This window comes from Candidatus Zixiibacteriota bacterium (assembly GCA_040753875.1).
Classification (GTDB): domain Bacteria; phylum Zixibacteria; class MSB-5A5; order GN15; family FEB-12; genus DATKJY01.
Genome location: JBFMDV010000035.1, coordinates 17,228 through 30,198, shown reverse-complemented (window position 1 = coordinate 30,198; position 12,971 = coordinate 17,228). Strand labels below are relative to the sequence as shown.

Genomic DNA, 12,971 nt, shown 5'->3' with positions numbered 1-12,971 from the left:
CGACGCCCCGGTTTGGAAATAGTCGCCACGCCCTTGGCGGACCGACGAGGAATCTGTCACGTGTGTCTCTACACGACTCGGAGCATGATGTCTGCTGCCCCCCTACTCCAACCTCAAATACGGCACGGCGTCAGCGATCAGCTCCCCCGGGCCGAATTTCTTGAAGCGAAAATATCCCGCCGCGGCAATCATCGCGGCATTGTCAGTGCAAAGTGAGAGCGACGGGAAGAACAGTCGGCGGCCGATTCGGTCCAGCCGCTCTTTCATCAGCGACCGCAAGCGGCTGTTGGCCGCCACGCCACCGGAGATCGTGACATCCCGGATGTTCTTGTCCTGCGCCGCCTTCACCGTCTTGTCCACCAGCACATCGACCGCCGCTTCCTGGAACGACGCAGCAATATCCGCCTTGTGCAGTTCGAATTCATCCTTGTCGAGCTTCTGGATATACAAAGCCACCGCCGTCTTGAGGCCCGAATACGAAAACTGGTAGTTGTCTTTGAGCACTGAGCGCGGAAAGCGATAGTAGTTGCGGTCTCCCGACTGCGCCAGCTTGTCGAGTTCCGCTCCGCCTGGATACCCCAGCCCCATTACCTTGGCCACTTTGTCGAACGCCTCACCGGCGGCATCATCCCGCGTGCGACCGAGAATTTCATACTCGCCGAACGATTTCACCTCGACCAGCATGGTGTGGCCGCCGGAGACAACCAGGGTGAGATGGTGCGTGTCCAGTTCATGATGCTCCAGAATGTTGGCTGCCAAATGCCCTTCCATGTGGTTCACTGGTACGAACGGCAGCGAGCGTGCAAACGCCAACCCCTTGGCAAACGTGAGTCCCACGAGCAGTGGTCCCACCAGACCGGGCCCCTGCGTGGCGGCAATGAGCGCTATGTCATCAAGGGTAACACCGGCCTCAGAGAGCGCCTGCTCGTAAATGGGAATAATCGTCTTGATATGCTCGCGGCTGGCTACTTCGGGCACCACCCCGCCGAATTTGGTGTGAATCGCCTGTGAAAGGATGATATTCGAGAGCGTCCTGCGACCATCCTCGACTACGGCCGCCGAGGTCTCATCGCACGAGGTTTCAATTCCCAGAGTCAGCATGGTTGCCGATAAGAATCTTGACAGAATCCGCCGATGACTTCTTGACGCGGAAATTGGCCGGGCAATCGATTTTCAGAGGCGCGACTGACGTGCGGTTCATCATGCGGTAATCGGCCGAGACCGTGAGCGCGTTACGGTTGAGCAGGTCGATATCTTCCGGCGGACCGGTAAGCTCCACGCGGATGAAACTGGGATAGGTGGTCACCGGCTGATTGGGCGGAGCGTTGTACACCACAATCGGCAGCCGCTCGTACACGCGCGTTTTGACCGGGACAACATCGATATTGAGCGTGGTTGAATCCGGCACCAGCCGCATGCCGATCCCCTTGGGTGCGACCAGCGGCACTCTTACCGTCACACTGCTGCGAAGGCCGCTCAGCTCTTTCCGCTCCGTGAACACGGTGGCGATTCCGCGCAGTTGCGATTTCGGGCCATAGAGACTCACGCGCGGCGGGATAGCATCGATCCGACGGCTCACCGCGAACCCATCATCGGCAGTGGCGGCCAGGTCCGGGGTCACCAGAACATCGATCTTCGATTCCACGTCAATGTCGAGATCGACTGTCGCGGGCGCGATGATTTCATCAAGGAGAACATTCTTGGTGGGATTTACCAGGTAGGTGTTGTCGGTGCCAAGCGGGATGGTGTAATGACCGGAGGCATACTTGGTGGCACTGATACGTACTCCCTGCTGTCGCCAATTAAGACGGAGCAGTTGCTTTCCTTTGGCGGAGACGGTCACAGTCACCGAATCGGGAGGCGGCGAAGCCAAGGTGTGATTCTCCTTGAGATCGACCTTGGTGACCGGCAGCCGCAGCTCGTAATTGTACATTTTTTCCGTGGCGACATGGAGCCAGATAAGAAGCCCCATAGCCAGCGCCACGAGTTTGAGCCAGAAATTGTCGATCAGCCATTTCATTGCCAGTTCCGCCGCATGCCTATGCCGGACACGTGCTTAGAATCATGGTACAGAATGATATGTGAGGAATCAACCGAATATTGTAAGCGGGGCCAGGCGATCAGTCGATTCGGCGCGGGTTGTTCCACCAGAAATGGCAGAGCCCACGATCAGTCCCGATCCACAGGTAGTCGCCATCGAGGAGGAGCGCATAAACATATCGGGACGGCAACCCATCTTCCACTCCGAACTCCCGCTGGTACGGTTTGCCGTCATTGAAAAACGTGACAGTCACACCGAAGTCCGATGCCGCAGCCACCATCTGGTCGCTCGCGGCCAACGCCCGGCTGTCGAGTTTGCGACTGAGCGTTCGAAACGGCTCGGTGCCGCCGCTGTCCAGATCGATACGGACCATGCCGCCATCAGAAGCCAGCCAGAGGTCACGTCCGGCGCGATCGATATCGAACACCCGATTGAACAGTACCTGATCCGGGTCCTGGAATTTCTGGAGCCGGTTGTCGTCGAGGAAGAATCGATATGCGCCCACGCCGGAGCCGATCCAGAGGGCATTGTCCACCGGCAACAGGTCATAGATGATGCGGTTGTAGAATTCCCGCTGCCCGATATAGACGACCGAATCGAGACCGTGATACAACAGCAAGAGGCCGTTGGATGTCCCCAGGAAGATCGAATCTCCCACCGTAGCCATGCTGAGGATATTCTGGTCGGTCAGGCCGCGCCGTTTGTCCACTCGTGACGACACGCGAAGGGTCGCACGGTCCATCACCAAAAGACCGCCGACAGTGCCAAGGTACAGATTGGCCTTATCACCCGCCAGGCAGTTAACGTCGACCGCCGGGAAATCAACTCCGGCACCGGACTCGACCCAGAGAAAGCGATTATTGGCGCGGTCGAACCCGGTCACGCCGGTACGCGGACTCCCCAGCATCGGGCCCGCCACCCAGAGCAGCGAATCCTCATCGAGCAGCGCATAGGCCGGATTCTGCAAAAGGCCGTACGGCAGCAGTGCGATCACCAGACCAGCGGCATCGGCGGTCGCCGCCCCCAGCGCCCAGGTACCGATCCAGAGATTGCCGGCGCCATCGTCGACCATATCGGTGATGCGAAATGTCCGGCCGTGCGGATCCACCAGGTTTCCGGTACCGACATAGTTGTAACCGAACGGTGCGAACATAGTCGGCGGTGGAGCCACGTGCTTATCATCGGAGTCGATCGACGGTAGCTCCGGCAGCGAGGACCATCGTTTGAATACGAAGTCATATTCCCACAGCCCCCCCTGGGTCTGGGCGTACAGATGCTGGTCGAATCGGTCCACCCAGATTCGGTCGGCGTTGTCACTGTCGATACCACCTGCACCGGTCAACGGCGTTTCCCAGCGAAGTTCGATCTTGTTATAGACAACTATCCCGCCGGTAGTGGCGAAATAGACATGTTTCTGCGAAGTGGCGATGTAGTTGATGAAGCTGAAATTGGCGTAGATCAAAGCCTGGCCTTCCGGGCGGAAGGCACGCAGGGGCAACGCCGTAATAAACAAAGTGAGGGCCGCCAGCGCGGTGATATGGCCGGCGCGTTTCACGACAAACCGTCTCTGAGGAAACGGAGCGACGCGCCCGCCAACACTGCCGTACCGTAGCGGATAGCCTCTTCATCGGCGATGAACTGCGGCGAATGCCACGGCTTATCTGCCTTTATGCGCTTGTTCATCACCCCCAGCCAGAGCATGGCGCCCGGGACTTTCTCAAGGTAGCAGGCGAAATCCTCGCCTCCCAATACCGGTTCAACTTTGGCGATCCTTCCCGGACCGAACAGCGAGTCGCAAGTTCGTGCAAGCAGACGATTGACCGCGGGGTGGTTGCGGAGTACCGGATACGCCGCCAGCGGCACCAGCTGGAAATCGGCCCCGCGTGCACGACAGATACCGTCGACTGTCCGCTTCAGCAGCGACGGGATTCTCTTGTAGGCTCGTTCCGACAACGCCCGCGCGGTTCCCGCCAGACGTACTTCCCCGGCCACCACGTTGCGCGCTGTCCCACCCTTGATCTGTCCAAAACTCACGACCACCGGGTCCATCGGGTCGGTTTCACGGGAAACAACCTTCTGGATCGACTCAAGCAGTTCCGCCGCGACGGAGATAGCATCGACCGCCAAGTGCGGCCGCGCCGCGTGCCCCCCCTTACCTTTGATAATCAGATCGAAATCAAACACCGAGGCCATCATGGCTCCATCCAATAATCCGATCCTGCCGGTCGGCAGATGCGGGTCCACGTGGAGGCCGAGGATCATGTCAACCCCTTTGAGAGCGCCGTTGGCAATCATGGGGCGGGCGCCGCCAGGCGGAACTTCCTCGGCCGGTTGGAAAATGAAACGCACTTTGCCGCGAAACTGCTTTTTCAACGAAGCGAGAATCGTGGCCACGCCCAGCACAGTAGTCATATGTACGTCGTGGCCGCAGGCATGCATCACACCAGGACGAACTGAGTGAAACGGAAGGCCGCTTTGTTCGACTATGGGCAGGGCATCGAGATCGCTCCGGATCGCCACCGTAGGGCCCGGCCGCGAGCCGCTAATCTCGGCCAGCACGCCGGTCGGGAGTTTGAGAGGCAGAACGCGCAGGCCCGCTTTGGCGAGCTGCTGTTTGACGAATTGCGTGGTCTGAAATTCCTGGTTTGACAGTTCGGGATACTTGTGCAGATGGCGCCGCCAACCGACCTGCGTGCGATAGAGCGCTTTCGCCCGTGAGAGAATGAGTGGGTCATCCGGAATCGACAATCCTGGTGTGCCGGCCTTACGCATATCTTCCCAATTATATACTCTCAGGCGGCTCTGGTCCACTCTGTTCTCGTTCGGCGTGCTGGCGGGATCTGTTGGCCAGCCGGTGAGCCAGCCGGAGCGGTTCCGGCAATCGAAATCCCCGGAGGCATTTCACCACCAGTTCTCGGGCATAGTCAAGATCGCACTTGTAACCGGGCGAAATGAATATCGGTTTGACATTGTCCTTGCTCCGGTATGCATAACCGACATCCTGACCATACAGCCGAATAGACTGGAGATTGCCGCTTTTCTGGCCCACCGGATAATGTTTGCCAACGAGTAACTGCCTCGCGCATCCGATCGACGGGAGATCGAATGCGATGCCGATATGCGAGGCCAGACCGCAACGTTTGGGATGCGCAATGCCGTGACCGTTGAGCATGATGACATCGGGATCACTCTCGAGCTTCAGGAGCGCACCGGTGACGGCAGGCCCCTCGCGGAAATAGCGCAGACCGGGAATGTATGGGAATTCGACTTTGGCGACGAAGTAGCTCCGCTCGATCTCTTCAAGATCGGGGAAACTCATTACTACGGCCGCCGCATACAGCAGTTCACCGTTGATACCGTAGGCGGTGTCGCAGGCCGCCACCCGTCTCGGCGGTTCGGTGTTGTTGGTCAACACGACCCGCGACATCAGTTCGGCCTGCATGGCATATGCCTGCGACCGGTCGGCCGGCCATCCGTGCAACTTGCTGTACCTCACAACACTCCTCAACAGCCTGGTTCAAGTATTATACGGTACACATGGCTCGCGCGCGGCGACGCAATGATGGGTCCGGAGGCGGCAGGTGTCAAGTCTGAGGCTGCCGGGCCGAGTATTCTGACGAAAACCGGTAAAGTGATCACGGAGGTCAGCGGGTCTGCCGGCCCCTGGATAGCTTCAAAAACAACTATTGACACGACCACGGCGGCGAATTACCCTAAGGTAATTTGGAGTGCATTTGACCACGTTAACGGCCGCACAACAGGATTATATCGAGACGGTCTACCGTCTGGAGGAACGGAAGGGACACGGGCAGGTCCGGGTGAGCGATATCGCCGCCGAGCTGGGGACCCGCCTGCCTACGGTCACGAGGACGATCAACCGTCTCACCGCACTGGGACTGCTGCGACATGTGCAGCGGCAAGCTGTGTCCCTGTCGCCGAGTGGCCGCCGGATCGCCGGCGACATCGTTCATCGCCATGATGACCTGCTGCAGTTCTTTACCGTCATACTGGGGCTGAACCGTTCGCAGGCGGAACGCGATGTGTGCCAGGTGGAGCATGGCGTCTCGGCCGTCGCGGCACGACGGCTGCATGAGTTTTTGGAACACTTTCTGACTATGGAGAGCGAGGAACAAGCGCGGGTGACGGCGTTTTGGAAAGCCGGGGTCCGGTCATACGCCGGTTTCCGTCGACTCTCGCAGTATCGGACGGAGGGATGGCGCTCCTAACGAACTGAGAGCAATGTTATCTATGGGACTCTTTGGAAGAAAAGTAACTCAGCAAGCGGCTGCCTGGCGGCGCGATGTTGTTACCCCGTCGCTGCCGGAAGTCCACGCGTCAGTGTTGGTGCCGAGCACGGCTGGATTCTGGCGCAAATTCCTGGCCTTTGCCGGGCCGGGGCTGTTGATCTCGGTCGGATACATGGACCCGGGAAACTGGGCGACAGATCTGGCCGGCGGAGCACGGTTCGGCTATGCACTTCTGTACGTCATTCTGATTTCCAACTTCATGGCGATCCTTCTGCAATACCTCTCACTTAAATTGGGGATCGTGGCAGGTCGGGATCTGGCGCAGGCCTGCCGCGACCATTACAGCCGCCCGGTGTCGTTTGCGTTGTGGGTATTGTGCGAAATCGCAATCGCGGCCTGCGACCTGGCCGAAGTGATCGGCTCGGCCATCGCCCTTAACCTTCTGTTCGGTATTCCGCTGGTGGTCGGGGTATTGATAACTGCATTCGATGTCATGGTTGTGCTGCTCCTGCAGCACCGAGGATTCCGCGTGATCGAGATTGTCGTCACCAGCCTGATTGTGATGATTGGCCTCTGTTTCGCCTACGAACTGATTGTCTCGCAGCCGTCGGTGGCCGGCATGGTGAGCGGTTTTATTCCGACCAGCCAGATTCTGAAGAACCCAATGATGCTCTATATCGCTATCGGGATACTCGGCGCCACGGTCATGCCGCACAATCTGTATCTTCATTCAAGTATAGTGCAGACCCGGGCATATGAACGCAATGACACCGGCCGCAAGATGGCGATCAAATTCGCGGCAATTGATTCCACGGCAGCCCTCTTGACGGCTTTCTTCATCAATGCTGCAATCCTGATAGTAAGCTCGGCGGCGTTTCACGGCACCGAGCACGAAAGCGTGGCGGATATCTCCGATGCCTACAAGCTGCTGACCCCGGTGCTGGGAGCCTCGCTGGCCAGCACTCTGTTCGCGGTGGCGCTCTTGTGTTCCGGCCAGAACTCCACCCTCACCGGCACCATGGCCGGGCAGATCGTGATGGAAGGGTTTCTCAATATCCGCCTTCGGCCATGGCTTCGCCGCCTGATAACCCGTCTGGTGGCAATCGTGCCGGCAGCAATAGTCGCCGGGATATACGGCGAGCGTGGCGTTGGCGAACTGCTGATTCTGAGCCAGGTGATTCTGTCACTGCAACTGGCGTTTGCCGTGATCCCGCTGGTCCTGTTTACCTCGGACAGGCGCAAGATGGGGCGGTTTGTCAACGGCCTGCCGATCCGCACGCTGGCCTGGATTACGGCCTTGATTATTGTCGGTCTCAATGCGTATTTATTGGGACAGACAGTTTACGGATGGATCACGGGGTAACGACCGCCATGTATAAACGCATCCTCATCACGCTCGAGAATTCGGCCACCGACGTTGCCGTCCTGACGCATATCCGGCCGCTCCTCAAGCTGACCGGCGCGGCGGTGACGCTCACGCATGTCGCCGACGGTTTCGTGGCGCGTAACCAGGAGCAGCTCAACCTGCAGGATTCCGAAGAAATGTGCGATGACCGGGAGTGCCTTGAGCGGGTTCGCCTGGAGCTTGCCTCCGAGGGATTCAACGTGGAGGCGGTGCTGCTTCAAGGGGAACCGGCCGAGAAGATCGTTGAGCTGGCGAATTCAATCGGCTGTGATCTGATCGCCATGTCCACTCATGGTCACAAATTCTTCGGCGATCTGGTCCTGGGGAGCGTGGCCAACAAGGTCCGGCACCTGACCGATATACCCGTCCTTCTGGTCCCGGCTCGCAAACGGGACCGCGCCTGACCACGGTGCCGTGGTAATTACCCTTGACACATCCGGCGATATTGGCGACCTATTGCCGACGTGGAGAGAAATGTCGCCATCCTGCTTTCCCGCCAGCCGCTCTGTCCGACAGGGAACAGTCCGTGGGTGCGGCAATCGGCGCTGGCGGTCCGATGGGTTAAAGAGAACAGCTACCGGCTGGTCAGCTCGGCGGACATGCAGACATGGGAACTGCTGACCACACTGGGATCGATCCACCAAGTACCGCTGCGGCTGATCATCGACGGGCACAACACGGACGTCAATTCGCTGTCCACTTCTGTCATCAGTCGGTTCGACCTCCAATCCGATCTGACAGTGCTTGACGTACTATGCGACGTCAACACACCACGCGCTAAGGCGCTTCGCATGAACAACCGCGACAAAGCAGTTGTGGATGCAGCCGACCTGATTGTGCCCATCTCAATCTCTCCAGATGGCGACATGGCGAAGCTGCTGGAGAAAGCTGCTGCTCTGGGGAAAGAGGTTTGTCGGGATTTCGAGGTTCCCTATTCGTTTCGAGAGAATCCCATAGCGTACCGAATCTCCCCCGACGAACTGAATCCAACCGTACGCTCCATTGCTGACAGGTATGTCACGCACTGGACTCGCTGCTGCCACACCCACTGGCCCGACGAACGACCATTCGATTATTACCGTGACATTGCCAACTCGGAAGAGTATCCACGAAGCGCAATCGAGACCCTCAAGCATATTGTCGTGACCGGATTCATACGCGGGTCCACACGTCACATGCCTGCGAATCTGCCCTGTGTCTCGTTCTCAAACGCCCCACCGGAAGAACTGCTGCCTTTGATGCGATGGCGTGCGCGGTATCGCCAGATGTCATTTGAGCCGTATGGCGTGGGTATCCGTCGTGACGTTGCTCTCAGAGCCGGTATCGAGCCGGTGCAGTATGTCGAGCGAGTTGAAAGAAAGAGCGGTGCGGACACCAAACTATGGCTACAACAGACACGCGGCCGAAAGACCGACTGGCGTCGGGAAAAAGAGTACCGGCATCGTGGCGACTTCACGCTAAAACAAATTGCTCCTGATGACCTGATCCTGTTCTGCCGCACAACGAAAGAGGCCGAACGACTGCGCCAGTCATTCGGCCTGAAGGTCATTCCGTTTGTTGCGTAGCGTTCATTTCAAGAGCAGCATCTTCCGGCTGGCGGAGTAGCTTCCCGCCTCTATACGATAGAGATACAGACCCGTCGCCCGATCCTTGGCATCCCAGACTATCTCCACCCGACCGCCGCGGGCGTGGCCATCGATCCGATCGACCACCTGTCCAAGCAAATTGTAAATGCGCAGCGTGTAATCGCTTTCGCGAGGAAGCACGAAAGAGATTTTCGTACTCGGATTGAACGGGTTCGGGTAGTTTTGATACAGCGTGAATGACGACGGCACTGTGCCATCCGATGGTGGTTCCACATCGGTGATCACATTCCGATATTTATCCCTCGCCCGCGTGGCGGCATCGCGAATGTGAACAAGAGAGTCGCCAGCGATGACTGCAAACGCTACTGTGTCAACACCGCCGGGCGCAAGATTGAGCGGCCCGGCCGACATGAGTTGAAAAAGGTCGAGCAAGGAATCACGGTATTTAACGGAGTCTGTAAGGCCAGCATACAAAGCAGACCGTCGCTCGGCGCTGGTGAAACCATCGGCAGTCGGCGGCAAAAGCCAGGGAGAGTAAACAATCGTCGATCTCCGAGTGACCGCCGTGTAGAGCGGCCCGTCGAGATGAGCCAGTCCACGCAAACTGGAGTACAGAGGAGAACTAACTGTCCCCCCGTTGTAAGCCATCCACAGAATCGAGTCGGCCGCTTCGTATTTGCCGGAGTTCCTCACGAAATTCGTAATATCCCAGTCCAGAAAGAGCCCAAATGCGAGATCGGTGAGGGTCGTCACGGAGACGTTCCTCAGGATATATCTGACAATGATGAACGTGTTGTCCGGGGCATCAAAGCTGTACGTCTCCTGAACCACATTCAGGCCGAGAGGTGATGGCGCGTTGTCATCGACAAACGCGGCGTAGCTCTGCTGGGGAGCTTTTGAACCCGGCTGCTGGAACTGCAGATTGCCGCCGGGGGCAACGACATAATCCATCTTCGGTTCAAACAGAATATCATGCACCGCAGCGGAACCCTTTGTCGGATTGTTGTACGCCGCAAGGATTCCACCTTCCCACAGGTCGTTGTCAGCACCATCGAACTGAAACCCCTGTCCACCGGCGGGAAAAATCGAACCCGCACCCATTCCGTACACGCCATAGTTTGAGACCGTAAACTGAATTCGCCCGGTCGAATGAGTGACGAATGACTTGAAACCCCGCGACCCCACCAGAAAACTCAATTGACTTGCAACGTCCGCGAAGTTGCTGCCCGAGATTGTGAGCGGCAGTGATAGCACCGATCCAGTGGTGACTGTATCCGATACCACGACTCTGATGATATTTGCTGAGCGAACCGTGTCACCAGCAGGGATTGTTCCAAACGCCGCACTTCCGTTCAACACGGTCAATGATGGATCTGACCCCGTGATTGCAGCAGAGACGTTCAACGCTTGAACGCCCAGATTCTGGAGAACTACAGTCCCTTCAACCGTGTCGCCGGGTGCGATGACTGCGTGAGTGAAATCGTACAGCCGCACCTTCGTCTGGGCTGACGTGGAGGAAAGCGAATCAAGGGCTGCGGCGCAGTCAATCTCGCCCCAGCCATATTGGTTGTTTGGAAGCGGCTGCCAGGTATCTAGCCGACGAGTGCTCTTGAGAATCGCCTGCTTGATCTCAGTGACTGTGGCGTTGGGATTCTTCTGGCGAAGCAGCGCCACCAGTCCGGCTACCTGCGGAGTGGCCATCGATGTACCTGACAAATAATTGTAGGTGCCCGACGGATAGGTCGAATAGACCCCGAGGCCCGGCGCCATGACATTGGGTTTTGTGGCGCCCTGACACGTCGAAGGCCCCTGTGACGAAATAGAGTACCGCACAGGCGAGGCAGTCGAGCTGTCGAGCGCGCCGACGGCGAAAGCATACAGCGAATCATTCACGGCATTCGCACCGTTCCCGGGGTTGTTAATAGTGCCAGGCCCCGATAAGCCGTCGTTACCCGCCGCAAAGATATTGACTATGCCAAGTGCCTCGATATTGTCGATGGCATCGAAGAAAACATCAAAACAGGCCAGATCAGCATCCGAAAACCCCCAGCTATGACTGATAACATCGGGGACATCCTCCACTGTGTTCGGATTTCCATCCGGGTCAACTGCCCATTCGAAACCATCGAGGATCGATGCGCCGATAACATCGATCACCGCCGCAGAAATCCACTTGGCATTCGGTGCCACACCACACCAGACACTGTCGCTTCGCCCGACCAAAATCCCCATGGTATGCGTGCCATGCTGCACAAGCGATCCAGGCAGCAACGCTGAAAGACCGAATGCATGCGGCGCTTTCTGTTTGGCGACCGGGTCGAACCAGGCGGCAGATGAGTCACCGTCGAGCCCTTTCCAGGTGTTTCTAAGTGCGATGTGGTTCCCGTCAACACCGTTGTCAAACGAACAGATCACCCGCCCGGCGCCGGTGTACCCCATGCCCCAGGCTACATCAGCACGGATGTGGGTGATGTGGTTCGGTATGTAATTCCCTTCGGGCGAGAATGCCGCACTGGAGCCGGTTTCGACCGGTCGAATGAGCGATACCTGCGGCTCAGGGATGATCGACGCGACATCATCGCGGTCAGCCAACGCGTTCAATTCTCCGGCGGCTACCTCTGCCTCGACAACGTCGGTTATCCAGTGGCGCTTGATTTTATCCGCCTTGCCGATCCCCTGTAGCTGCTCCAAATGTCCGGCTAGGGTTTGCTGGCGGGCAAGCCCTTCACTCTTGAGGCTCTCAAAGAGCACCCGATGTTGTGTGGCTCGGTCCGGTCCGGCCGCTTTTGCGATCGCTTGAAGATCCGTCTTTGACTCTGCACGGGGCAGCAGAATCCAGACGCGAACCAGGCTGTCGGCATCGGTCTTTGAAACAAGTTGCGATAACTCAGTAACAAGTTGACCGGCACGAGCGCTATCCGTTACCACGAGCTGAAGTGACAGTATGATGGCGGCAAACAGGAATCGTCTCATTATCTTCTCCTTAGAACGACGCACCGGCGGGGTCAATTGTCAAACGGTTAGGTTGCTGATCTGTTCCTTTCATCGGTATATACTATAAGAATACACATTGCCCGGCATATTGTAAAGATGCTGGCGCATGCATACATTGATGCCACGCGTATTCGGCCAAGGTCATAGGGAGAAGTATATGATAGAGAAGATTGGAGCATTGTCGCGGGAGACGCTCGAGGCGATGCTTGAGGATTTCGCCAAGAACTGGCTGGCGCATGATGGCTTGTGGTTTCAGGCAGTCGAGAAACAATATGGTCTGCAAAAAGCCATTGAGCTGGACACCGAGGCATGGGAGCAGTTCACCGTTATCGAAGCCAAACGGATCATGGCGCTTCATAACATACCATCAAATTCAGGGCTGGAGGGCCTCAAGAAGGCGCTCGGCTATCGACTCTATGCGGTGTTGAATACACAGGAGATACGCAACGAAACACCCAGTTCGTTCGAGTTCTACATGGTGGACTGCCGGGTGCAGTCGGCGCGCCACCGCAAGGGACTGGCGCTGTTTCCATGCAAATCGGTCGGGCTGGTCGAGTACGCCGGATTTGCACGGACTATCGACGGGCGGATCAGGACCGAGATCATCTGTTGTCCGCCGGACCCGGAAGCAGGAAACGCGTTCTACTGTGGCTGGCGGTTCTCAATCTGAGACGGCAGACATCCAGAAGCTGCCCCAC

11 protein-coding genes are annotated in these 12,971 nt (G+C 57.7%); 5 read left to right on the top strand and 6 right to left on the bottom strand.

The window, feature by feature from the left end; genetic code table 11:
- Nucleotides 1-102: 102 nt before the first annotated feature.
- The 5 genes from tsaD to AB1644_12825 all read right to left on the bottom strand — a co-directional run bounded on the left by tsaD (nucleotide 103) and on the right by AB1644_12825 (nucleotide 5,537).
- A complete protein-coding gene (tsaD, locus tag AB1644_12845; GenBank protein MEW6051933.1) occupies nucleotides 103-1,101 on the bottom strand; it encodes a tRNA (adenosine(37)-N6)-threonylcarbamoyltransferase complex transferase subunit TsaD in 999 nt (332 codons plus the stop codon).
- Nucleotides 1,082-2,020, bottom strand: coding sequence for a YbbR-like domain-containing protein (locus AB1644_12840; protein ID MEW6051932.1), 939 nt, complete (start codon nucleotides 2,018-2,020; stop codon nucleotides 1,082-1,084). The genes tsaD and AB1644_12840 overlap by 20 nt, the downstream gene beginning before the upstream one ends.
- 100 nt (nucleotides 2,021-2,120) lie before the next feature.
- Nucleotides 2,121-3,596: a two-component regulator propeller domain-containing protein gene (locus AB1644_12835; protein MEW6051931.1), complete on the bottom strand. Its 1,476-nt coding sequence runs from the start codon at nucleotides 3,594-3,596 to the stop codon at nucleotides 2,121-2,123.
- Nucleotides 3,593-4,813 (bottom strand): M20 family metallopeptidase, encoded by a 1,221-nt coding sequence (locus AB1644_12830; protein ID MEW6051930.1) that lies wholly within the window; start codon nucleotides 4,811-4,813, stop codon nucleotides 3,593-3,595. Before AB1644_12830 ends, AB1644_12835 begins: the two co-directional genes overlap by 4 nt.
- Before the next feature lie 10 nt (nucleotides 4,814-4,823).
- Nucleotides 4,824-5,537 carry an endonuclease V gene (locus AB1644_12825; GenBank protein MEW6051929.1) on the bottom strand — a complete coding sequence of 238 codons (714 nt, stop codon included), beginning with the start codon at nucleotides 5,535-5,537 and terminating at the stop codon, nucleotides 4,824-4,826.
- Between the two features lie 238 nt (nucleotides 5,538-5,775).
- Between AB1644_12825 and AB1644_12820 the strand changes: the two genes are divergently transcribed.
- From AB1644_12820 to AB1644_12805, 4 genes are read left to right on the top strand one after another with little or no spacing between them, the layout of a single operon-like run.
- Entirely contained in the window at nucleotides 5,776-6,267 is a 492-nt protein-coding gene (locus tag AB1644_12820; protein ID MEW6051928.1) for a metal-dependent transcriptional regulator, read from the top strand.
- Nucleotides 6,268-6,289: 22 nt separating this feature from the next.
- Nucleotides 6,290-7,651 carry an Nramp family divalent metal transporter gene (locus tag AB1644_12815; GenBank protein MEW6051927.1) on the top strand — a complete coding sequence of 454 codons (1,362 nt, stop codon included), beginning with the start codon at nucleotides 6,290-6,292 and terminating at the stop codon, nucleotides 7,649-7,651.
- A gap of 8 nt (nucleotides 7,652-7,659) precedes the next feature.
- Complete coding sequence (locus AB1644_12810) at nucleotides 7,660-8,097, top strand: universal stress protein (GenBank protein MEW6051926.1); 438 nt, start codon at nucleotides 7,660-7,662, stop codon at nucleotides 8,095-8,097.
- 60 nt (nucleotides 8,098-8,157) lie between these two features.
- Nucleotides 8,158-9,258, top strand: a complete 1,101-nt coding sequence (locus AB1644_12805) for a hypothetical protein (GenBank protein ID MEW6051925.1) — start codon at nucleotides 8,158-8,160, stop codon at nucleotides 9,256-9,258.
- Between the two features lie 3 nt (nucleotides 9,259-9,261).
- Here AB1644_12805 and AB1644_12800 read toward each other — a convergent pair whose 3' ends face one another.
- Entirely contained in the window at nucleotides 9,262-12,252 is a 2,991-nt protein-coding gene (locus AB1644_12800) for a S8 family serine peptidase (GenBank protein ID MEW6051924.1), read from the bottom strand.
- 178 nt (nucleotides 12,253-12,430) lie between these two features.
- On the opposite strand from AB1644_12800, the gene AB1644_12795 reads away from it, so the two are divergent.
- Nucleotides 12,431-12,943 (top strand): DUF6125 family protein, encoded by a 513-nt coding sequence (locus tag AB1644_12795; GenBank protein ID MEW6051923.1) that lies wholly within the window; start codon nucleotides 12,431-12,433, stop codon nucleotides 12,941-12,943.
- Nucleotides 12,944-12,971 lie beyond the last annotated feature (28 nt).

Bases quoted from the DNA above. Each gene is read 5' to 3' on its own strand.
- AB1644_12800 (MEW6051924.1), bottom strand. From the start codon at position 12,252: ATGAGACGATTCCTGTTTGCCGCCATCATACTGTCACTTCAGCTCGTG.
- AB1644_12795 (MEW6051923.1), top strand. From the start codon at position 12,431: ATGATAGAGAAGATTGGAGCATTGTCGCGGGAGACGCTCGAGGCGATG.
- AB1644_12830 (MEW6051930.1), bottom strand. From the start codon at position 4,813: ATGCGTAAGGCCGGCACACCAGGATTGTCGATTCCGGATGACCCACTC.
- AB1644_12815 (MEW6051927.1), top strand. From the start codon at position 6,290: ATGGGACTCTTTGGAAGAAAAGTAACTCAGCAAGCGGCTGCCTGGCGG.
- AB1644_12840 (MEW6051932.1), bottom strand. From the start codon at position 2,020: ATGAAATGGCTGATCGACAATTTCTGGCTCAAACTCGTGGCGCTGGCT.
- tsaD (MEW6051933.1), bottom strand. From the start codon at position 1,101: ATGCTGACTCTGGGAATTGAAACCTCGTGCGATGAGACCTCGGCGGCC.
- AB1644_12810 (MEW6051926.1), top strand. From the start codon at position 7,660: ATGTATAAACGCATCCTCATCACGCTCGAGAATTCGGCCACCGACGTT.